The organism is Parapedobacter lycopersici (genome assembly GCF_040395035.1).
Taxonomy (GTDB): Bacteria; Bacteroidota; Bacteroidia; order Sphingobacteriales; family Sphingobacteriaceae; genus Parapedobacter; species Parapedobacter lycopersici_A.
The window spans coordinates 1-24,159 of sequence record NZ_JBEBRB010000040.1; the positions used below are offsets into that span (position 1 = coordinate 1).

Consider the following 24,159-nt stretch of genomic DNA (forward strand, 5'->3'; position numbering starts at 1 on the left):
ACGCGACTCCGGCAATTATATTCGTTTTCATGATAAGTATCTTTTGTTATCGCAAATCAGTTAAAATCCAAGTTGAAGCCCAGCCTCGAAGGTCCGCGGGATAGGATACATCCCGAAGTCAATTCCCCGGGTCAGTGAGCTTCGGCTGCCCTCGGTCAATAACCCGATTTCGGGATTATATCCTTTGTAATTGGTGAAGGTAGCCAGGTTATTGGCAGCGACATAAATCCGAAGCGATGCATTCCACCGTTTCAAAGCATCTTTCAGGTCATATCCCAGCTGCACATTCTGTATACGCAGGAATGATCCGTCCTCAAGGAACCGGGTGGAGGGGCGCGTGTTCTGCCCTGGGTTTCCGGTTACCGCCCGTGGAATACCGGTGTTCGGATTGGCTACCGACCACCGGTTCAGCATCTCGGTGGTGGCATTGTTATCCCCTTCACCCTCATTCAGGTCGGACCAGATCAAATTATACAACTGGTGTCCCTGCTTTCCATTCAGGGCGATGGACAGATCAAAGGCTTTGTATAGAAAGTTAAAGTTAAAGCCATAGGTAAAGTTGGGGAACGGGCTGCCGATTGTGGTCTGGTCGTTGGCATCAATCACGTTATTTCCATCCAAGTCGCGGTATTTGATATCTCCGGGAGCCGAACCCGACTGGCTGGCATGACCATTCACTTCGTCCCAGTCCTGGAAAATCCCTTCCATGATATAGCCGTAAAATGCACCTACTTCTCCACCTTCCTGTGTAATAGTAAGGGCCGATTGTTTACCGCTGTTCAGCTGGGCAATAATGGGTTTACCCGCATTAAGGCTGGTGATCCGGTTCTTATTGGTAGCGAAATTGCCGGATAATGCGTATTCAAAATCGTTAATCCGATCCCGGTAGGTCGCCGTCAGCTCAAAACCCTTATTCTGCAACGATCCCGCGTTGACAAATGCCCCCGCGTTCCGTCGGATCCCCGATGTGGTGGGTACCGGAAGCTGCAACAGGATATCATCGGTATTTTTGATGTAGTAATCCATCACCAGGGAAAGCCTATTATCGAGAAATCCGGCATCCAGGCCGATATTGGTCTGGGTAGTCACCTCCCATTTCAGGTTTGGGTTACCCATGCCCAGGTAAGCTGAGCCCGAGGATAAAGACTGATCGATGCCAAATACGTAATTCACAGCCCGCTGCACCATGGCATATTGTGCGAAGTTACTGATCTCCTGGCTCCCCACCTGGCCGTGGCTGGCCCGGAGCGTTAATCCGGAGATGGCGTTTACATTTTCCAGGAAATTTTCGCGCTTCACGATCCAGCTACCCGATACCGAGGGAAATACACCGTAGCGGTTGTTCTTTCCAAACCGGGATGACCCGTCACGGCGTACGGTAGCCATCAGGTTATAGCGTTGTTTATACGAATAGCTGACCCTTCCCAGTTGGGAGCGAAGTGCCCAGCCGGTTTCTTCACCGCTGATATCCCTGTTTTCAAACGAAGCGCCAATGGTGCGCAGGTCATTATTGGGGAAATCACGTACCTCAACGCCAATATTCTTAATCCATGATTTCTGCTGTGATAAACCAGCTACCACGGTGAGGTCATGTACTTCGTTGAAGGTCTTCTTATAGGTCAGTACGTTTTCAATAATGTAGGAGCTGTTGGAACCGTTGTCTTCATTTAATATGGCCATGTTATTCACCCGGTCCCCCATCTGGTAGGTCGGTATGAATTGAAATATGTTATTGAATGTCATCTCGCCACCTGCGGAAAACCGGTTGGTCAATCCCGGCAGGATGTCCACCTCAACGTATGTGTTCCCCATCACTTTGTTGTCGGAATTCCGGCTGTCGGTTAACGCCAGCGTGCCGATGGTGTTCTGCCGGCCTACCGGCGAATATTCCAATCGGGGCCCGTCATAACCTCCGAGGGCATCGGGGTCGTACACAGGCACCGTAGGTGACTGCTGCAGCAGCTGACGGATGGTATAAGAAGCCTGGTTAAATGTACCGGTCCACTTATTCCGGCTTAGCTCTACGGTTTCACCCACCCGTACACGTTTTCCGATCTTAAAATCGGAGTTGATACGTGCAGAATAGCGCTCATAGCCACTGTTGGGCAATGTGCCGTCCTGGCCGAGGTAACCCAGCGAGAAAGAGTAGTTGGACGATTCGTTACCCCCGGAGATACTTAGCCAATAATTCTGGCTCGCCGCCCGTTTGAATCCTTCTTCCTGCCAGTCAGTATTTGTCTGGAGGTTTTTTGATTTCAGGGGCTCCACCAGTGAAACGGGGATCGTTCTCCCTGCATTCTGGTAGGCTTCCGTAGCATAATCAATGTATTGTGCCGAGTTCATCAGCGGCAGGAATTTAGTCACGTCAGAAAACCCCGCAGTCGCTTTAAATTGCACCCGCGTGGCACCGGCTTTTCCCCGGTTAGTGGTGATGATCACGACACCGTTCGCAGCTCGGGCGCCATAAATAGCCGATGCGGAAGCGTCTTTCAGTATTTGCATGGATTCGATATTCTCCGGATTCAGCGAAGCAAGCGGATTAAAATTCCGGCTTGAACCCTCGGTCAATACCGGGATTCCGTCAATCACGAAAAGCGGATTCCCATTCCCGAAGGTAGTGACCCCCCGGATATTCATATCCAGCGCTCCCCCCGGCTGTCCACTGGTGGGGGTGATATTGACGCCGGCAATTTTTCCCTGCAGCGCTTCCTGAAAGCCCCCGGCCGTAACGCGGTTAATTTCTTCACCGCTAATGGAAGAAATTGCTCCGGTGATTTCACTGCGGCGCTGCGTACCATAGCCGATCACCACTACCTCATCCAGGTCGCTTACCGCTTCCTGAAGCGTGGCATTGACAACAGCGGCAGTACCAACTGCCAATTCCCGCGTCTCATACCCAATAATGGTAAAAACCAGGGCTGCATCCGGCTGGCTGACGGCGATCCGGTATGTTCCTTCCTCATTTGTGGTGGTGGCTGCCGTAGTACCCTTTACGGATACCGTTACACCCGGCAGCGGGTTCCCTTGTGCATCGGTCACCCTGCCCGTAATTTCCTGCTGTTTCGGAACAGCAGGCTTAAAAACGATAATGGTATTATCCCGGATCCGGTACTGTAAAGGGGTGTACTTAAAACATTCCGTCAATAGCTCTTCAACGGTCCGGTCCACCGCATGGACATTGATGAGCGGCGCCTTTCCCAGATCCTCATTATTGTAAATGAACTGATAGCTCGTTTCCTGCTGAATGATCTGGAATAGCTTGACGAGTTTTTCATTTTTTAGCGTTACGGTCAGTCGATGCTGGGATCGGGCAACGAGATTAGTCGCCAGCAGCATTGCGGCGAGCACAAGCACCCAGCTACGCATAACCTTGCCCTGAAGAAAACAGGTGTACTGATTTTTTATCATAATGTCAATTTATAAGTGTTAGTTACAGGAGTTTCTCCCGATTATGGAATAGAAACAACAGGAGGGATTAAACGGGTGACAGGAAAGAAAAAAACGCCCCTGTTTTTTTAACAAGGGCACATAGGCAATCCAGTACCAGTTGTATGAACCGGTTATTGATGTATTTTATCGATCGATAAGATACCGTTTCGCAGAGTAAACTGCACTTTTGAAGTTTCGGCAATAACATCCAGCAGGAACTGGATATCCGTATAACGCTGCAGCCGACCGGTAAAATGATAGTTTTTCACCTCATTGTCGGCAAAATGCGCCTTTATGCCGTACCATGTTGCCAATTCGTGCATCAGGGATGCAAGTGATTCATTTTCAAAAATGAAAAGCCCGTCCTTCCAGGCGAGTACCTTCCGGGCATCGGCCTTATTTACAACCATAGCTGCTTCACTTGTTACCACTGCTTCATAACCGGGTTGCAGTAGGGTCGACTGTGTACCCTGGCGGGAGGAGACCCGTAATGAGCCGTCCAGTAAAGCGGTACGGTCGGTTTTGTCTTCCGGATAGGACTTGACGTTGAAACGGGTACCCAATACCTTGATCTGTGATTGTTCCGTAACGACGATAAAAGGTTTATCCCGGTCGTGTGCCACTTCAAAATACGCTTCCCCTTTTAATGTCACCCGCCGTTCCTCGCCATCAAACGCCGTCGGATACCGGATTGCGGAGACCGCGTTCAGCCATACTCGCGTTCCATCAGCTAAGGTTAAATGATAGGTCCGTGCCACGGGAGTTATTACGGTATTCATCACGGCGGGCAGCTGCGCAGACCGCTTTTCTGTTGCATAGGCAAGTCCACTGCCGGTTTCCGTTATCTGCGTGCCATCCTGCTCATGCAATAAATCCGGATTGTCTCCCAGCGCAACGGTTTTTCCATCACCCATAATCAGGGTAATCTCGTTGGCGGCGGCCGGCGGGACAAGAATTTCCGGAACAGTCATTTGCTGCGGGGCGGTTTCCGACGGTTCCCGGTGCGCTGCTGACAGCGGATCCGCCTGTTGAAAAACACCATAGTAAACGGATAGTCCCGCCATCGCAAATACCGCTAATGCAGCGGCGTATGCAAAAATACGTTTTAAAGGTAATCTCCGCTGTTTGCCTGTTGTTGCGCGCTGCACGTGTAACCACAGGGCATCCGACCGGCTATCATCCGGCCATTGCTGTAGTTGATTGCCGGCATAGTCTACGTTCGTTAACCTTTCCCACAATTGAGCGTGCGTATGATTTGCTTCCCTCCATTTTTCCAATACAAGCAGCTCCTCCTCCTGAATGTCATTTCGGAGGTATTTATCGATCAACGCCGCGATTTTAAAATCTATATGGTCGTCTTTTATCATGCCGCTTCAGTATAACAATCAATTTGCCGATCAGGGTTACATTACCGATGGAATATTTCCGTTATCAGGAGGAAAAGGCCGGGCGATAAATTCTTTAAAAAAACACGTAAGCTGCGCAGCGCACGTAGTTTCTGTGTTTTCACTGTATTAATCGAAACATCCAGGGCATCCGCCACTTCCTGATTACTCATTTCCGCAAAATACCCGAGGTAAATTACATCCTTACAACCATTAGGCAGCTTTTCAATGGCGTGGTACAGGCCATTGAAAACCTCTGCCTCAATAATTTTTGATTCGACTACCTGCTCTTCAATCGGATTTTCCTGCCGGGAGATGTATTTATCAACGACCTTGGTATGTTTGTAGGCGTTACGGCACGAGTTTTTAACACACAGGTAGAGGAATGCCTTAATGGATGAAAGATCGGCGAAGCGTTCCCTGCGGCACCACAATTTCACAAAAGCTTCCTGCACAATGTCTTCCGCAACAGCCGTATCCGAAACTATTTCCGTAGCTAAATAAAGAAGGCGTTTGTTAAATAAGTCAAAAATCGACTTAAACGCCTTTTCATCTCCATTTCTGACTTGAAGCACTAACTGATGTTGGTCCACCCTGTTTGTTTCTTTTCAAGCACGCTTGCCGTAAATAATTTAGTTCATTATAGTTAGGGCACGAAGATAGGGAAATTCCAATCAGCTGTTCTTATTTTTTCTTATCGGTTTACGACATTCTCCGGCGCACCGTCCAAGAAAGCCGTCAGATTATTAACAACACTGTTCATTAAGCGTACTCTTGCCTCTTTTGTCGCCCAGGCAATATGCGGGGTGATCAGGCAATTTTTAGCCGTAAAGAGGGGATTTTCAGCCGGTGGAGGTTCAGTTGACAGCACATCCAGTCCAGCTCCGGCTATGCGTCCTTCATTCAGCGCTGTGGCCAAGTCCTCTTCCACGATAAGCGGCCCTCTCGATGTATTCACCAGAAACGCAGTTTCTTTCATCTTAGCCAGGGTATTCTTATTAATCAATCCGGCCGTCTGCGGGGTAAGCGGGCAATGAATACTGACAACGTCTGATTGGGTCAGCAGCTCATCCAGTGTACCCCATTGGAAGTTTCCGCGATGGGATTGGTCGGTTTGGGTGCGGCTGTGGCCGATGATGTTCATACCAAATGCGGATGCTACATCGGCTACTTTCTGCCCAATATCCCCAAATCCAATGATTCCCATGGTCTTATCCATCAGCTCTACCAATGGATAATCCCAGAAACAGAAATCGGGGGAGCGTGACCATTTTCCTTCCATTACGCTGTCGCTATGCCGCTGGACACGGTGGCAAAGTTCCAGCAACAATGCAAATGTCAGCTGAACAACCGATGAGGTGCTGTACCCAGGTACATTGGTTACAACAATTCCCCGTTTTTTTGCTTCGTCAATATCAATAATATTATAACCCGTGGCGAGTACACCGATATAAGTAAGTTTGGGCAATTGTGCCAAAATGGTAGACCTTATAGGTACTTTATTGGTAAGAATTACGTCGGCATCGGCTGCGCGCTCCACAATTTCCGCTTCATTCGTCCGGTCGAAAACGGTCAGCTGGCCGTATTTCTCCAGTACACTCCAATCGAGGTCGCCCGGATTCAGGCCATACCCGTCCAATACCACTATTTTTTTGATGTTTATCATTAGCTTTTTGATTTTAATGTTCAATATTAAAGATAACTTTTATCAAAAAGCAACAGCAATGATAAATTCATCAAAAAAATACATTATGATCCGCTAAATGCAGTCCGGTAATCCGGCAGCCGTACCAGCGGCAATAAAAAAGGATAGCTGGATCTATGGGCGCCCAAATGATGCAATTAAATCACCGAGCTGTGTGGCTGTACGCACCAGGTTTTGGGAAGTGCTACTCAGCGCTTCCTCCAACGGAACAGGGCCATTGCCGATAGCGAGCAACACATCAAAATATCGCTTCAGGGCGGGATGATTTTCAACGGGCACCTTACCAGCCAGTCCGATCACCGGAATATTACGGGCCTTAGCCCTGCTGGCTACACCAAATGGTCCCTTTCCTTCCAATGTCTGTGTATCGATACTTCCTTCCGCCGTAATCACCAGGTCACTTTTTGCGAGCGACTCGTCAAACCGGGTCAGGTCCAGAAAATAATCGATACCATTGGCCAATGTCGCTCCTAACAGGCCTTTTAATCCCGCACTTGCACCGCCGGCAACCCCACCGGAACGCAGGTCGGCAAGATTACTCCCTGTTTCCGAAAAAATCACCCCGGCATAATGCCGGAGTATATCTTCCAGTTGTTCGACCATCTCCGGGTCGGCGCCTTTCTGGGGACCAAAAATGCGGGCCGCGCCATTTTCACCAAGCAGTGGATTCAGCACGTCGCAGAGTATGGTAATCCGGCAATTTTTTAAACGTTTGTCGACCATGGATCGGTCAATTGCGTGCAATCGTTTCAATCCGGCGGGAAGGTCCAGAATAAGCTGTCCCCGGCGGTCCAAAAACCGCATGCCCAATGCCGCCAATAGGCCACTACCGCCATCCACTGTAGCCGATCCGCCCATGCCGATGACGACATGTGTTACGCCCTTATCCAACGCCGCGCGAACCAATTCGCCGCTACCGTAGGAATTGGCATGCAGCGGATCCAGTGTCTCCGGTGTCAACAGATGCAAACCCGAAGCGTCCGCCATCTCGATTACAGCTGTCTGTCCGTTTTCAATCAACCCAAAAGAAGCGGAAACAAGCCTGCCCAGCGGATCTTTTACCTTGGCATGGATAAATGTCCCCGTGCATCTTTCGATAATTAACCTACCGGTACCGTTGCCCCCGTCGCCAATCGGAAAGCATTCGGCGGTACAGGAAAGCCGACTGGCAGCTAGGCCCTTTTGTATACTGGCAGCCACGTCAGGTGCGTCGAGCGCATGCTTAAAGGCATTGGGTGCAACGAGAATATGCATGGGTGAAGCTATTCTTTGGTTATTCCATTCCCGAAAGATGTTCCAGCAGCTGGGCCAGCACGCTGTGATCCGAATCGCCCTTACCCAACGCGATAGCCGCATCCATTTGAGCCGCTACCTGGGCAGCGCCTGAAAGCGGTACTGCAAGCTCCTTTCCCGACTGCAATACAATATTCATGTCTTTTCGATGCAGATTTAACCGGAACCCCGGAGTGAAATTACGCTCGATAATCCGGTTTCCGTGAAGGTCCAGTATCCTGCTTTGCGCAAATCCGCCGAGTAGCGATTCACGTAGCTTCTTCAGGTCTACTCCTGCTTTTCTGGCCAGTGTGAATGCCTCAGCAACTGCCTGGATCGTCATGCCCACCACCAATTGATTGCATGCTTTGGCCGTTTGACCGGCACCCCGTTGCCCCACATGTACAATATTTTTGCCCATCGCCTGCAATATCGGCAACGCTCGGGAAAATGCATGATCATCCCCCCCTGCCATCACCGACAATGAACCGGCCTCCGCCCCCACCTGTCCGCCCGATACCGGCGCATCCAACGCCGCGACCCCCTTCTGGCGCAATGCTTCGTATAATCTGATGGCCACGGCTGGAGCAATAGTGGACATATCAATAAAAAGTGCCCCGGCGGCAATACCTTCCAGCACCCCGTTTTCACCGAGAACCACCTCCTCTACCTGCGGCGAGTCGGGAAGCATCGTAATCAGCACATCGCTGTGCCGCGCAATTGCCGCATAGCTATCAAACAGCTGAGCCCCTGCCGTCGCTAATTCTTTTGCGGCCTTGCTCTGTTTGAGGACCGCAAGGGGATAACCAGCCTTTATTAGATTGTGTGCCATGGGTTTCCCCATGATACCTAAGCCAATGAAACCTATTTTTTCCATATTAATACCATTCATGATGCGTACCGGTCCGGATGCATCCGGACCGGTACAGCAAACTTCCATAAAATATTTTAAACTTCATCCGATACGGCCTGTAAAAGCCCCTTGATATAACCGTAACAAAAAGCAAATGCCTGGGCATTGCTCCCCTCAGCGGCGTGTACCGGAACATGATCAGGCATCACCATGCCATCAAAACCTACATCGCGCAACGCACGGATTACCTGGAAAAAATCCATGTCGCCATTATCGGGATAGACTTCCTGAAAATTGTCCCACCCTCCTTTGATGTTCCGCAGGTGAATATTGAATATTTGATTCCGTTCGCCCACCCATTTGATAATCGGTAAAATTTCGGTTTTCGGATCCTTGAGCCCCTCTGCAATGGAACCGATACAAAAATTAAACCCGTGGTATTCGCTGTCGGAGAGCTGCGCAAACCGCTTAATGCCCTCAAACACGTCTGGACTGTTCCACCGGGTAATCCCCCGATAACCGGGGTGGGTCGGCGGATCCGCGATGTGATTTCCCAGCTTCACCTTGTATTCTTCTGCCACAGGCAGCACCCGATCAAGAAAATAAGCAATCCGTTCAAACATATCGTCAATGGAAACATCGCCGGCGACGGTCTTCGGATCATTGTTTTTGACTGCCTCATCGTAATTCCAGGTACTATATGAAGCATTGCCCCGTTTAGGATCGACTGTCCTGCCCGTACGTAATACCGGAAGTATCGTAGTATTGTAGTTTAACAATTTGACACCGGTCTTCCCGGCCACCTCGATCATCTGCTGGATGATTTCGATTTCCCGGTCCCGTTCGGGACTCTTTCCCAGCATAATATTGGGGTACAGCACCCGATCGATCCCTGCAGAAGTGAGCGGCAAGTGATAAGCATCCAGGCTAATGCCGTACTTTTCACATGCTTCACGCTTAGCCATGGAATCTTCGAGATCCCATCCTACGCCATCGATCACTTTGGGCATCCCGCCATCAATATTGTACACACCATGCCGGGCTTTAAACTCGAGGTTCTCGATGGTGGTCCCCCCCGACTGGCAGCCTACCTTCATCAGTACCTTCTTTTTTGCTGCCGCGGTATTTTCGGCTACAGGTGTATTGCAGCTCACTGCCGCTGTGCCTACAGCACCGCCTAATACGGCAGCGCCCATGGTACCGGCGGTTATGACAAATTTTCTTCTTTTCATCGTTTCATTATTTATGGTAAATATTCAGTTAACTAAATCAGATCAGCGGCATCAGCTGCGCGGCAACGAGGATAACGATCAACCCGGTTACCCCCATGATAATGCTCATCGGCATGAAGGTTTTCAACGCCTCCTGCTCCGTGAGATTACTCATCTTGCACACAATCCAGAAGCCGGCATCGTTCATCCAGGGAACCAACTTGGCGCCACAGCCGATGGCCAGGCCCAGGTAGAGGTGGTGGTATTCGAGGTGACCGGTATTAGCCATACCAGACAGGATGCCGGATGCCGTAATAAGTGCAACCGTGGCCGAACCCTGTGCCGTACGGACTACCGCGGCGATAAAGAACGCCAGCGGGATCAGCGCCATCTGGTAACCGCGGGTCATTTCCACGATGGTGGAGCTGATGCCAGTATATTGAAGCATACTACCGAAAGCGCCGCCTGCGGAGGTAATCAGGATAATCCCACCACCGCTCATCAGTGCCGCCTGCACGAAGGCCGTCATGCCTTCTTTACTTTCCCTCTTCTGCTTCACCAGCAGGATCAGTGCCACCAGTCCACCGGCAATCAGTGCAATATTCTTGTCACCAAGGAAATTAATCAGTGAGATGGTGGCCGAAAGCACGGCAGACGGTTCCGCAATAGTTTCAGCCGGCAATAACGAATGCACGAACGTATGTGCACAGATGAATACCAGCGGAATTAGTACCGGCAACAGTGACCAGCCCAATGAAGGAAGTTGTTTATCGTCCTTTTCCGCGTTGCTCCGGATATCTTCCAAACGGGCATCCAGCGAATCCCGGACGGGAATCGTCCACCTGCGGTTAGCCCAGGTGGCAAACAGGTAACCTGAAGCGCTGGTAACGATTCCCAGAAGTGCCCCGGCAATCATCATCAGGCCAATGGGAATCTGCATCTCCCCGACCAGAAAGAGCGGTCCGGGAGCAGGGGGTACCAGCGAATTGGCCATCACAGCGCCGGCAAGGATGGCCAACACCAGCAACAGGTAATTTTTCCCGATCCGCATCGACATGGTTTTCGCCAGCGGCATCATCAGAAAAATAACCGTATCGAAGAATACCGGTATTCCAATGAAAAAACTGCTGATCAGGAATCCAATTGGTGCACGCTCAATACCGGTCATACGCAGCATGGAACGTACAATCTTTTCGGCAGCACCACTATCCAGCATGCATTTGCCGATAATGGCAGCCATCGCAATCAGGATACCGATTTTGCCGCACGTATTACCAAATTCCACTGCAATCCGCTCGCCAATGCTGCGCTCCGACAGTTGCAGTGCAGCATCTGCGGGCAATCCCTTATCCAATCCGAACTGTTCAATCGCCGCCGCGGGCGTCATCCAGGCAACCACGAAAGCGCCCAGCAGCAATGCCAAAAAAGGATGGAGCTTCATTCCGATAATCCCGCCCACCACGATAAACATGCCGATGAGCAGGATAAATATGGGATCGGCTATCAATTGGGTGATGCTCATCATGTTCGATTTAAGGGTTTGGAAATAAATGAATTTAGCTTGTCAGCCGTCTGGCGGGCACCCTGGGCTACGAATGTCGCATCCGCACCACAGGCAATTAACTGGATGCCCATTTCGTGATAAGTGGGAAAGTCGGCAGGGTCGAACAGCAGGATTCCCGTGGCTTTACCTGCTTTTTTAGCGGCATTTACCGTGTCCCTAATGGCGTCTTTGAAGGTGGGATGGTCAAACTGTCCGAAAATGCCAAGCGCCATGGACAGGTCTGCTGGTCCGATAAAAAGCACGTCTACCCCCTCCAGAGCAGCAATGCCGTCGAGGCAGTCAAGGGCGCCGGGTGTTTCAATCTGGACGATACCCAGCAGGTTGTCTTTGGCTGTTTCCCGATATTCGGAGAAGCGCGTGCCAAAATTAGTGGCACGTACCATTTTAGCTACGCCACGGACTCCTTCGGGTGGATAAAACAACCCATCGACAACGGCTTGGGCTTCTGCCACATTATTTATCCGTGGGCACATAATGCCTTCAGCACCCAGGTCGAGCACCCGGTGCAGCCGCTGCCGTTCAAAGCTCTCCACACGCACCACAGCAGCTGCCGGTGTGTGGGTCAGCGCCTGCAGCTGAAACAGCAGATCTTTGCTTTCTCCGGCACCGTGTTCGAGGTCAATCAGTACCCAGTCAAATCCGGAAAGGCCTACAATTTCAGCGGTGACCGAACTCCCCAGATTCAGCCAACAACCGGTGAGTGTTTCGCCCTGTTTAAGTCTTGTTTTTAAGTTTTTCATATTTTTTTTGTTCTTGCTGTTAGTGGCATCAATGAGATCACCGAATTATCGTCCGTTAGGGAATATCCCACCAGACACGTGTATCCAACAGATCGGGCCCCTGCCGTGTAATTGCCTGTTGTACGTTTTCCTGGTTTACATTTAATTCCGAATCGGGGTAGGTAATACGGCGTATAAAATTTTCCGATTGCAGGTCGCTGCCTGGATAAGGATTAGGCGTTAGTTCCGGATAGCCGCTTCGGCGAAAATTGGCAAATGCTTCCGGACCATTTAAAAAGGACGCTACCCAGTATTCTGTATTGATCTGCTCCAGGGCGGCGCCCGCATCCAGCGGATGAGCTGCCAGATAAGTGGTAATCGCATCTTCACCGATTGCGGTACCGCCACCGTATGCAGCCAATTGCTGCATATGCGCCCGAACACCATCGGCATATAAGGCTGCTGCATCATCCGAAATCCAGCCCCGTACAGCGGCTTCAGCAAGCAGCAGCCGGGTCTGTGCATGCGTTACCAAAAAGCTCGGTGCTTGCGGGTCAGCCATTCGCGTACGGTCCAGCTGGCTATAGTCCCACAGGCTGGCCAGTCCACTTGCCGCCACAGCCTCCGATACGGTGGTGTTATCATATCCCTGAGGCATTCCAATCTGTACGTCAACCGAGCGGTCTGCCAATCCCTCCGTTTGGTCGGCTCCGCTGGTGGCACCGATGTAACGGACAGCAATGGACGTAAGCCGCGGATCGTCATTCATTTTAAGGTAATCCACAAAATCCTCGGTAAGGTAATAGAAGGCCGACTGGCCACCATTCAACTGACTGCCAATGGGATTGTTGAAATTGGCGTTGTGGCGGATTATGGCGTTATCGTCATTGGACTCCATTACCCCCCCGGCAACGGCCCGGGCGGCATAGTCAGCAGCTTTACCGGGGTCTACCTTGGAAAGCCGCATGGCGGCCCGCAGCAGCAGCGAATTCCCCAAACGCTTCCATTTTGTGATGTCGCCTCCATAGAGCACTTCGCCTGGCACCGGCTGGCCCGCGGGGTCCAGCGCAGACGAGGCCCCTTCCAGCTCATTCAGCAAGTCGGCATAAATGGCTTCCTGCGCGTCATATACCGGGTTCGACACATTCTCCAGGTAGCCCTGCCCTGCACCGAAATAGGGAATATCCCCATACGTATCGGTTAATACCATAAAGGCAAATGCCCTCCATATCCTCGCAATATGGTATAAGTTGGCCTGGGCAGGGTCGTCCTGGGTACGGTTGATGACGTCGACTAGGTTTTTGATCAGGTTACGGTAACCGTTCTCCCAGTTTCCGGCAGCTACATTCCGATTATCCTGATTGAAATTGGCCGCGGCGCCGACACCACTGAACGGCGTAATCATCTGCTTGACGATCGTTGTCTCATAACTCAGGTTACCGTATGTCGGTGCGCTGGAAACAATCGCACTGTTTAGCTGGAATACCGGTTCCACATCGGTAAGGGCGATGGGATTGATATTCATCTCGTCAAACCCGCTGTCGCACGAAACGCATACGGCCAAGGAGAGCATACCGCCTAATATATATGTGTTAATCCTTTTCATGTTATCGATACTTAAGTGTTGAAAAATTAGCTGCGGCGATTCATTAGAATTTCACATTCAGATTGAATCCCACACTCCGGGTGATGGGCAGTCCGGTTGCCTCCAGACCCACCAGGTTATCGGATGGAAATCCGAATTGATCCGGATGGATATTAGGCACCCATTTTTTCAAAACGGCCACATTATTCACAACGACACTCAACCTAAGGCCCTCTATAAACCGCACCTGGTTCAGCAGTTTTGAAAAATCATAACCAAGCGTTACCTGTCTTAGCTGCCAAAGACCAGCATTGTATACAAATTGCTCGGCGATGTTCTGGCTTCGCACCGTTTCATAAAATGCCTGTAATCCCGAAGCAGTGGTATTGGGTTGTCCGTCCTCATTAACCCCATTGCCTACCACTACGTTTTCTTCCCTCCCCGGCAGTGTTCCTTTATGCAGGCCGTGCCGCCAGGCATTGAAATTCGTCCCCGATATCATCTTATGCCCCAGCTTAAAATCAATCAGGAAAGAAAAAGTCAGGTCTTTGTACCTAAAGCCGTTGTTGATCCCGCCCACCCAAAGCGGTAGTGCGCTGCCAAAGGCGATTTGTGAGGGTGTGCGCAGCGGACGTCCGTTTCCGCTGTCAAAAACCTGCCGGCCCTGATCGTCCCTCAAGTATCCAAAACCATACAACTGCCCCATGGCCTGTCCAACTACCTGCCGGAGCTCGCCGGTAAACTCACCGGTACCAACAGTGATCATATCATCGCTCACATCCTTCCCTAGATTCAGCACGTTGGTCACGTTATAAGCTGCATTAAAACTGGCGTTCCATTCAAAATTTTCCCTTGCTACCGGCGTGCCCGTAACCAGCATTTCCAATCCACGGTTCCGGCTTTGGCCGACATTCACCAGCTGGTTAATATACCCTGAGGCGTCTGAAATCTGTGCCTGCAAAATCTGGTCGGACGATAGCTTATCGTATCCCGTTAACTCAAAGCCCAGCCGGTTGGCGAAAAACTGCATTTCAATGCCCACTTCTTTTTCGGTGACCCGCATGGGACGGAGATTGGGGTTTGGGACGACCGTACCATTGATGTTGGCCAACGTCCGCGCGGAACCATCAGGACCGGCGAACTGTAACGGGTTAATGAAATAAAAGAGGTTATTGGAATAGGGCTGTACATCGGTATCGCTCCCAACTTCGGCATATGCCGCGCGCAGCTTCCCAAAAGAAATCCAATCCGGCAGTGATTCACGCAAGGCCTGGGAAAAAACGAAACTGGCCGTGACGGACGGGTAGCTGATGCTTCTGTTCTCGGGTGACAGGGTAGAAAACCAATCGTTCCGCAAGGTACCGTTCAAGTATAAAAATTCCCGATACGAAACCTCAGCGGCGCCATATACCGAGTTCACCTGTCTTTCAGTAATGCTGTAGATCGGACTAAGCTGCCGGCCATTACCCAGCGTATAAAGCCCACGTGTATAAAAATCATCCACCAATACATTATTGTTGGTCAATTTGCGGTACATCTGGTTACCCCCCAGTGTCAGGTTAACACCAAAATCACCGAAGGTACGCGTCGCATTGACCAGGATGTCTGCGTTAATCTCCCTGAAATGGCGAACATCCTGCACGTATTCACCGTTAACAAATCCCGGAGGAGCAGGTGCCTGCCGCTGGCTGCCCGTAGGCAAGTTATATTCCTGATCCCGTGCATAATAATCCTGTCCCACACGCCCCTGCAGGTAAAGCCAGTCGGTAAAATTATAGCGCGCGGTGATGTTGCCAAAGATGCGGTCACGATCGATGTTATCGAAACGCGTTAATGCAAAATACGGATTGGTCCGGTTGGTAAATCTTGACCACAGGTATTCATTCCCGTTTTCGTCGGTGGCGTACTGTTTCAACAGATCCAGCGGCATGGAATTGGCCAGGTTGTAAATGACTACCGGGCTGTAGTCCTGTTCAGCAATATTCGGCGGGTTATGGCGCCGTTCGTTGGAGTAATTGATATTGCCGGAAACGGTCAGTTTATCGGCAAATGTATGGGTAAAACCCAGGTTCACCGTTTTCCGGTCATAGTCCGATCCAGGTAGAATGGCGTTGCTGTTCATGTTGGAAATCGAAAGGTTAAAACCCCCGAATTCACCTCCAGAAGAGAGGGTTACGCTGTTGGTGAAGTTAAAGCCACTCCGGTAATAATTGGTAATCTGATCCCGTTGCGGGACATACGGCACTTCAACGCCATCAAACAGAATCTGTGTCATTCCAGGTTCAAACCGTTCCCCAAAACTCCATTGACCCGAGGTGGGGTTCGGTGCCGTGGGACGTACCCCGTTTTCTCCCTGGCCGTAATCATACTGGTAATCGGTATAATCCAGTGGTGTATCGTGCGTGAAGTTGGTGTTGTATTCCAGTCCGATACCTCCTCCGGCATTCCGGCTCTTTGTAGTAATCATGATCACTCCATCCTTAGCCCGCGAGCCGTACAGCGCAGAAGCTGCCGCTCCCTTCAGCACGGTCATGCTCTCAATGTCGTCGGGGTTGATGCTGCTCAGGCCGTCGCCACTGTCCGATGTACGGTTACTGCCGCGTTCACTCACATCGCCCCGCGCACCGAAATTGGTGTTGTCTATCGGCACCCCATTGACCACAATCAACGGTGAATTATTTCCGCCGAAAGACGACTGGCCACGAATCCGTATCTTACTTGTTCCCGCCGTTCCCGAACCCATGGATGTAATGTTCACACCTGCCATTTTTCCCTGTAGGGCATTCATAAAATTCGAGGTACGGTTCACGGTTACTTCCTCAGGAGCGGCAGTGGCAGTGGAATAGCCCAGACTTTTTGCCTCCCTTTTGATACCCAACGCAGTTACCACCACTTCGCTGAGCGCCTGCTGGTCTTCCTCCAGGCTGATGTTGACGGTCCGTTGCGACCCGATGGCGATTTGCCGTTCCAGGTAACCGATATAAGTAAAAACAAGCGTACTGTTTTGGGCAACACTCAGCGAGTACCGCCCATCCGCATTGGTAGTAGTGCCCTGGTTGGCTCCCCGGACCCGGATGCTGACCCCCTGAAGCGGATCACCCTGCTGGTTCGTCACCCGACCGCTTACTTCTTGTTGTTGCGGGGGCGTTACAGGTCCCTTGGTAGGCACCTTTTTGGAAATGATTACGCTATTGTCGCGGATTACATATCCAAGAGGCAGTCCTTTCAGGCATTGATCGAGCGCCTCGGTTACCGTCACGCCAGCCACGTGGATACTGACGTTCGGTGCATTAAGCAATGCGCCGGCGTCATACAGAAAATTATAGCCGCTTTGCCGTTTAATTTCCTTAATCACCTCCGTTAATGAGACGTTTTGCTCGTCAAGCGTAATTTTTTGCGCAATGGCAAATACGCTTACGTGCATGCCGACAATCAGCAATATGAAAAACAATCGCATAATTATTGGCGAGTTAATAAAATTGGTTAGTGCATTGCCATAGTGGTTTACGGCAATTTTTTTATACTTTTGCATCATACAGGTTTATTAAAATCGTTAGCTATACATTTTGATAAACTGAATTCGGCCTAAGGGCTTGGATAATCTTCCGGAAGCGTTCCCCCGCTTCCGGTTTTTTATTCAGCCGCCGATGTGAACGGTTATTCCATAATGACGACCCTACCTCCTTCCATTTTATAACGCAGCAGGCCCGTGGCCATCAGCGCGTCCATGAGTTCATTTATTTGCGCAAACCGCGGAATAGTACCGCCGATCCGCTTACCAGCCATGCCGTCCTGGTAAATAACTTCCACATCGTACCAGCGGCTCACTTTCTTCATGATTTCGCTGATCTCCTCATTATTGAATACAAACAGGTTTTCTTTCCATGATACTGCTTCATAAGGATCTATCGCATCTACATTGATGGCCTCCTTATTTAAATAGGTGGTTGCCTGCTGACCGGGCTTCAATACAGTTGACGGTTCATGCGCAGGGACTCCGCTTCCCGGGCGCACCAACGAGACTTTCACACTTCCTTCTACCAATGTCGTTTTTGCTTTTTGATCCCCATCATAGGCACTTACATTGAAATGCGTGCCCAGTACCTCCACTTGTTGTGTTTTTGTCTTTACAATAAACGGCCAATTCGCTGCCTTCTGCACCTCAAAATAGGCCTCTCCACTAATTTCAACCACGCGTTTTTCACGATCAAACTGAACCGGATAAGTCAGTGTCGTCGCTGCATTCAGCCACATTTTGCTGCCATCGGGGAGAATGACCTGATATTGGCGGCCTTTGGGTGTTATGATCGTATTCTTCAGTGTTTTCCCATCGGCATCTTTCGTATCTCCGCCTTCATAATGCAGCTGATTGCCTTCCAACGTAATCTGCATGCCATCTTCCAATGCCAATACACCACCGGCCACGCTATCGAGATTGATTACACGGCCATCAGCCAGCCGCAACACCGGAATATCCGAAGGTGCGGTTGTGATCGTCCGCAGAACGGGCGCCCGGTTGTTCCCCTGTAATGAACCCGTTTCCGGGTAGCGGGATCCCCCAACATTCCAAAAAAAGACACCCGCAACCACGAGGACCGCGGCGGCGGTACCCACCCACTGCCAGTACCTTCTTTTTTTGAATATCGGCTGCTGATTAAACTGCGAATGGCTGATTATGCGTTGGTATAATGCCGCTGAGTCAACAGCTGTTTCCGGATCCGGCGCCAGGTCAAGCAATGCTTCATCCATCAGCTGATCCAGCTGTACACCGTTTTCCTTTGCTGCCACGTAATCCAGCAACATAATCAAATCGGGCTTACTGATCGTTTCTGCCACATAATCGGCCAACAGCTGTCTCAGCTTATTCGTATCCATGTCGAAGCATTCAAGGTTATGGGACTGAGCCCATGAACTGGTTATATAGGAGAATACGTACGAACGGAGCGGATGGGTAGTCGGAATTTCTTTTAAACGATGAAATACAGAAAATACAGATAGAGAATGCCGTGTTCACTGAAGTGTGCCCGCAACACCTTTAATGCATTCATCAGATGGTATTTTACGGTGTTCTTGGAGATGTGCAGCTGTTCGGCAATTTCTTCATAAGACAGTCCTTCATATCGACTTAATGCAAACACCTTTTGTTGTTGTTCGTTTAGTTTTTTCAGGGCATCCTGGGTGATGCGTTCCAGCTCAGCAGCAAACAGCTTTTCTTCCACATCATTGTTCAACTCCGATTCCATTCTTGCAATCAGCCGTCGCCGGAAGTTTTCCGATGACGCCGCTTTCCGCCAGGCATCCACCAGCATACGCCTCGCAATGGTAAACAGGAACGGGGCGATCGGCATGTCCGGTCTGAGGTCTTCCCGGTGCATCCAAAAATTCAGAAACGTATCCTGGACAATCTCTTCGCTCCGTTCCTTATCTTTAAGAAAGCTGAAAACAAACCGATAAATTTTAGGGTGGAAACGGTCAAACACATTACGGAACGCCCACTCATCACCTGTTAATAAGTGCTGTACGAGGTCAGGCTCCGGAAAATGCTTCGTGACCATTTTGGAAAAAATTGGTTAATTGGTTCGGCCCGTTATTTCAACAGGCTTATGCAAACTTAACCAAAAAAAGGAAAAATGCAAATCGATAGACCGGGGACCACAGCGCGGATATAGTCGTGAGCGCTTGGTTACCATCACAGGTCGCCGGGGAATATTCGGTGGAATATTCTCCCGGCGAGACATGTTATTTTACTACGATCTCATCAGTGAAAATGCTGACCGGGTTACCCGCGCGTATATGCCACGAGGGCATCTTCAGCAGGTTTTCCGCGTGCACCTTAATGTAACGGGCTTTTCCGTTCGTATCGGCCCGGAACGATTGAATAGAAACCTTGCTGATGTCCGGATTTTCAAACGGGTTGGGGTTATGCGGGTTGTCAATCCGAATGGGGCTGCCGTATGTTGTGCCATCGGCAGATAGTGCATAAGTCACGTATTTTGGAAGCGCCATCAGGTGCCAATCCGGCTGAGCCTGTGGATTAAGAAAATCCATATTGATGGAATTGACCGGCATCACCTCACCCAGGTCCAGCACAAAATCCATGTGCACGCCTTCGTAGGATATCCAGTTGGCATCTGCTTTCTGCCAGGATTCATAGGATGCAAAAATACCGTCGGTTAACGCTTCTACACCTTTCGATTTACTGCTCGGCTGCGTGATAGGAATCACTTTTTTGCCAAACGATTTTACAGTACCTGTTTCCTCCATATTCTTGAAAATCCGGTTGTAAGATTCAAGGAAATGATCGGGGGTGCCGGCCCGCTCCCGTACAAGCGCTACCTCTTCTTTCTTGCAGCCTGCCACAAATTGTTCCACCAGCGCTTTCATTTCCGGTTTGGCAGTAATGGTTCCGTCATCGGCATGCCTGTACATGCTGCGCGGCGTATCAATCTCCGTCCGCCCGATCTGAATTTCCGCGTACATGATTGGTAACCGTGCCACACGTACCCGTTGCAGCAGTTCGGGGTCGTTCTTCACCGCATTTTCGGCCTGGTCAAATAGTTCCTTATACTTCGCCATTTTTTCGGCCGATAAAAAGGCTTCTTTCGCATCAATGGGGTCGCCGAAAATATCCAGCTGCATACCGCTTTCCGTAAGGGCCTGATGCAGGGCATCAATGTATTGCCGGATATACGGTCCGGCAGCGCCGTAATAACCGTTTACAAATTCGTCTATGATTGCCTGGTCATCGGCATCCGGATCCCACATCAATTTGTAAATCAGGTAACCCCGGAGCAATGCCATTTCAGCCGCAGCCTCATTATTTGCCTGCATATACAGGGCGTTCACGCTATGGTCGGTGTAAAACTTGATATTCGGCTTAATGGTAAAAAGGTTGGGGAAAGGCGCAAAGAAATTCGTAAACTGGATATTGTAATCCCAGATTAGAATATCGTTTGTAAGGCTGGCCCAGTCTTTCAGGTCATTGGAAAATGCCGGGTCCGTTTCATAGACAGGTGCCTGCCGTTTGCTTTCAATATTGCAGAGCATAATATTGACATTCGGTTCCGGTTTGATATTTTTCGGCGCCTTCCGGGTATACCAGTACGCCAACGTGGATATGATCTTGTCCGGCACCTGTTTTGCTACCTCATTGACGAAATAAACCATCGAACCACTGGGTACATCCCCGTATTTCTTATTCAGCGCGGTACAGGCAGCGCACTGGCAATACTGGTCGTTATCATTCTGGCTTACTGACCAATAAGTCGCTTCCGGATTTTCGGCGATTTTCTTTTTCAGGTTAGCCACTACAATTTCCACGACTTTCGCGTTGGAGAGACAGAGCTGGGTCCCCGGGAGCCGCGTCCCGTTGATCAGTGAAAAATACTCCGGATGTGTTCTACCATATTCTTCCGGCGACAACAAGGTGTTAAACGTATGCACAAACAATCCCCAGTCGTCCCGTGAAGAAACCTTATGCCAATCGGAAAGCTGCTGGTCGCCCATCCGGCTGTACGATGTTGTCCGATAGGTTACTTTCGGCGCAACAACCCTTTCTTGTCCCGGAAATGCAGCAGCATCGTTTTTCGGTATATACGTATATTCAGGTGAATACATCCGGAAGCCCACGGCCTCTAACAAATCATAAACCCCATAAAGCAGCCCTTTTTTCGCGCCACCGGCGATAACGATATGATTTCCCACCGGTTTATAACTGTATCCGCCATCCGCTAACTGGTCAGTGTTTACCCCTTGGGTTTTTGCGTAATCGGTTTGCCCGAGGTAAATGGCATGGGTACCCTGAAATCCACTTTCTTCCACAACCGGGATAGCAGCGCCGGAGATTTCCGACAGGTAATGCTGCAACCGTTCTGCTGCTTCCTTTTCTACCGGGTCGGCGCCGGCACGGATAACAAGTTGGTATTTTTTAAGGTCACTGCCCGATCCGCAACTGATAAATCCCGGGAGAAACGCCAATCCGGCCGCCATAAACCCCGAGGTTCTCAGAAAATCAAGTCTGGAAATGTCTTTGTTTTTAGTCGTGCTCATCATATTAGTTATTATTTTATTGCCAAATTGGAATCTCAATCCATGCGACAGATAGGGATGGCATCTTCTCATGGAAATAATGGTCTGCCTCAAGATTATGATTATTTCTTAAATCATCAAAGGAAATGGAACAAAAATAATTTAAGTCATCGTTTCTCAATACCACCCTTATGTGGCTTTTACTGTCCATACACTGGGCTGGCATGTTCAAGCAATTTCAATACAGGGCGTAGAAAAAAAATAAACTAATCAAGTTGAATCCGTAACTGGACGGTCAGCTCCGAACGCTGATTCCCTGTACTTGCATTTAGTCCGGTTCCTACCTCATCCACTCCCCAGTAGATAAATGTGGCGTAACGTAACCAAAGGTCTATCTTCCGTCGCAACCGATACCTTACATTGGCATAGGTGCGCATGCCGCGGTTATGGTATACGGGGAACGAATATGCGTACAGCACATTGTTTTCAAAAGCATAGATTCTGGACTGATAGCTTGGCGTACCGAACATGGCCACCCGTACATTGCCGCTGAACCTCGAGGCCATCGGTTTATAAATCACATCGTGGTACCACAGCCAGCCCATTTCCGTTGGGGTCCCCTCCTTCCGGTAATGTGAAAATTCCATCCGGCTGCGCATACGCCAGCGGTCGTCGAGTGCATATTGCCCGTCGATCCGCAACTGCTGCCGGTTGACGTCAACCACCCGGCTTTCCGGCAGGTCCAACGCAGCATTTTCAGCCTTGCGGCGATACCGATAACGAATGCTTGCCTTTGCCCGCTTGTACCATTCGTAGGTAAACTGCGTCAACATGTCTATCCCGCCTGACGGCGCATTTACCCGGTAACGAAGCCAGGGAAAACGAAATACATCCACATAACCCACCCATTGCACGCGCCGACCAAGCTGATAAGCCAAACCCGAATAAAACCCCCGTTCATTAACTGCGGTACTTCCTGCGGCAAATGCCTGGTTATAAAAAGAGTGATACTCCCGGTGAAAATCCCGATGGAGCAACACCAGTGAAAGGCGGTGATGCAAGTTCAGCATCGCGCCATTAAGGAAGGCGAAACCCCGGCCGATGTGATGAGCCGCCTCACCGAAAAAATACACATTGCGAACCGTGCCGCTGTAATACAAACTAGCATTCCATAGCGAACGGCCCCGGAATGCATACCGTGTATACAACCGCGGACGCGGCTTGATCGAAGCATCGAATTCCGTGCGGAACGCCGTTGCACCAAGCGTAAACCGGCGGCGCGCATACTGGATATTGAGCCCGTATACCCATTGTTGGAGTGCGTTCCGGTTTGCAGCTTCCGAGGGCGTTCGGTGCAGGCCGGTCTGACCGAGGGAACCAACGAGCTGCGTACTGTCAGCAGCGTGCTCCATGGAGCCATCCAGTTTACGCCACGAAACAAAAGGGGTAGCCGACAGGTTGGGCTTCAGGGCAATGGTTGCAGCGGCCCCACGCAAAAACAGCACCTCGTTGGATGATGTATACGGGCGAAGCCCGGTGCCCTGCTTGGCTACCTGCTGCAGCGTAGCCCCTTTCCCGAATCCGAGTCCCGACCACATAGCCAGTCCCTGGCCGAACTGCAGCGCATAATCGCCGATCACCAGGTCCCGGATACGCCCCTGGTTGCGCATATATACACTTCCGGAATAAAAGTCAAACCCTTGGCGCTGTGCACCGGAAAAAAAACGTTCCCCGGCATCCTTTTTCATATTTACCGCTACCCGCAGGTCCCGGTCAAAATGATAGCGGTACCGGACAAACACGCGATCCGGCGAACCCAGGTAGCGCGAGCGCGTGGTATCGCGGATGCCATAGCCCCGCTGCCTTTGCAATATACGTCCATACCTGACCATCAGGTCATGCGCACCTTCCGATAGCAGCTCCCGGGCACGAACTTCAGATAGTGAACCGGGGGTATTCACTTCCACAAAGGGAATAAGCATCCGCAGCAGCTCCAGGTCCATCCCTTCAATCGCCTGTAATTCATACGCGGAAACCAGCCTGCCCGATGCATGCCGGTGGGCCAGCAGGTTACCGATGAACAACTCAGGCACAAACAGGAGCTCGCGCAGTTCCGATCCATCGGTCCGGTTCAGGTCGATCGGATGCTGTCGATAAAATTCCAGCCGTTCGGCCAATTCCGTAAAATCAAAGTTCTCATCCCTGTCTTCGGCATAAAATTCACCCAGGCGCTCAATGAGCGCCGCATTGTCCGTTTGCCCGTATAATGAACACGTCAGCAACAGACCGCCCAGCACGATGCAGCTATAGTTCCTAAAACGCATAACTGATACCCATTTGTGGAGAAATCCCCAAGCGGGGATGAAACGTAGTGGCAACATCTACGACCATGTGATCCCATGCAATAC

General features: G+C 50.5%; 15 protein-coding genes. All 15 read right to left on the reverse strand.

Annotated elements, in window-relative coordinates; all coding sequences use genetic code 11:
• Positions 1 to 60: 60 nt before the first annotated feature.
• A complete protein-coding gene (locus ABWO75_RS09160; RefSeq protein WP_353184784.1) occupies positions 61 to 3,408 on the reverse strand; it encodes a TonB-dependent receptor in 3,348 nt (1,115 codons plus the stop codon).
• A 152-nt stretch (positions 3,409 to 3,560) separates the two neighbouring features.
• Entirely contained in the window at positions 3,561 to 4,796 is a 1,236-nt protein-coding gene (locus ABWO75_RS09165; RefSeq protein WP_353184786.1) for a FecR family protein, read from the reverse strand.
• A gap of 41 nt (positions 4,797 to 4,837) precedes the next feature.
• Positions 4,838 to 5,389, reverse strand: coding sequence for an RNA polymerase sigma factor (locus tag ABWO75_RS09170; protein ID WP_353184788.1), 552 nt, complete (start codon positions 5,387 to 5,389; stop codon positions 4,838 to 4,840).
• Positions 5,390 to 5,508: 119 nt separating this feature from the next.
• Complete coding sequence (locus ABWO75_RS09175; RefSeq protein ID WP_353184790.1) at positions 5,509 to 6,480, reverse strand: D-2-hydroxyacid dehydrogenase; 972 nt, start codon at positions 6,478 to 6,480, stop codon at positions 5,509 to 5,511.
• Positions 6,481 to 6,633: 153 nt separating this feature from the next.
• The gene (locus tag ABWO75_RS09180; RefSeq protein ID WP_353184792.1) at positions 6,634 to 7,773 is read right to left on the reverse strand and encodes a glycerate kinase; all 1,140 of its coding nucleotides are present in this window, start codon (positions 7,771 to 7,773) and stop codon (positions 6,634 to 6,636) included.
• A gap of 19 nt (positions 7,774 to 7,792) precedes the next feature.
• Positions 7,793 to 8,731: a 2-hydroxy-3-oxopropionate reductase gene (locus ABWO75_RS09185; protein WP_353184794.1), complete on the reverse strand. Its 939-nt coding sequence runs from the start codon at positions 8,729 to 8,731 to the stop codon at positions 7,793 to 7,795.
• A gap of 8 nt (positions 8,732 to 8,739) precedes the next feature.
• Positions 8,740 to 9,876: a mannonate dehydratase gene (locus ABWO75_RS09190; protein WP_353184796.1), complete on the reverse strand. Its 1,137-nt coding sequence runs from the start codon at positions 9,874 to 9,876 to the stop codon at positions 8,740 to 8,742.
• A gap of 37 nt (positions 9,877 to 9,913) precedes the next feature.
• Entirely contained in the window at positions 9,914 to 11,380 is a 1,467-nt protein-coding gene (locus ABWO75_RS09195; protein WP_353184798.1) for a GntP family permease, read from the reverse strand.
• A complete protein-coding gene (locus tag ABWO75_RS09200) occupies positions 11,377 to 12,159 on the reverse strand; it encodes an HpcH/HpaI aldolase family protein (RefSeq protein ID WP_353184800.1) in 783 nt (260 codons plus the stop codon). The genes ABWO75_RS09195 and ABWO75_RS09200 overlap by 4 nt, the downstream gene beginning before the upstream one ends.
• 55 nt (positions 12,160 to 12,214) lie before the next feature.
• Positions 12,215 to 13,744, reverse strand: coding sequence for a SusD/RagB family nutrient-binding outer membrane lipoprotein (locus ABWO75_RS09205; RefSeq protein WP_353184802.1), 1,530 nt, complete (start codon positions 13,742 to 13,744; stop codon positions 12,215 to 12,217).
• Positions 13,745 to 13,787: 43 nt separating this feature from the next.
• Positions 13,788 to 17,258: a SusC/RagA family TonB-linked outer membrane protein gene (locus tag ABWO75_RS09210; protein WP_353184804.1), complete on the reverse strand. Its 3,471-nt coding sequence runs from the start codon at positions 17,256 to 17,258 to the stop codon at positions 13,788 to 13,790.
• Positions 17,259 to 17,380: 122 nt separating this feature from the next.
• The gene (locus tag ABWO75_RS09215; RefSeq protein ID WP_353184806.1) at positions 17,381 to 18,598 is read right to left on the reverse strand and encodes a FecR family protein; all 1,218 of its coding nucleotides are present in this window, start codon (positions 18,596 to 18,598) and stop codon (positions 17,381 to 17,383) included.
• A 92-nt stretch (positions 18,599 to 18,690) separates the two neighbouring features.
• The gene (locus ABWO75_RS09220; protein WP_353184808.1) at positions 18,691 to 19,278 is read right to left on the reverse strand and encodes an RNA polymerase sigma factor; all 588 of its coding nucleotides are present in this window, start codon (positions 19,276 to 19,278) and stop codon (positions 18,691 to 18,693) included.
• Between the two features lie 184 nt (positions 19,279 to 19,462).
• Positions 19,463 to 21,775, reverse strand: a complete 2,313-nt coding sequence (locus ABWO75_RS09225) for a glycoside hydrolase family 20 protein (protein ID WP_353184810.1) — start codon at positions 21,773 to 21,775, stop codon at positions 19,463 to 19,465.
• A 242-nt stretch (positions 21,776 to 22,017) separates the two neighbouring features.
• Complete coding sequence (locus ABWO75_RS09230) at positions 22,018 to 24,075, reverse strand: hypothetical protein (protein WP_353184812.1); 2,058 nt, start codon at positions 24,073 to 24,075, stop codon at positions 22,018 to 22,020.
• Between the last annotated feature and the right edge of the window lie 84 nt (positions 24,076 to 24,159).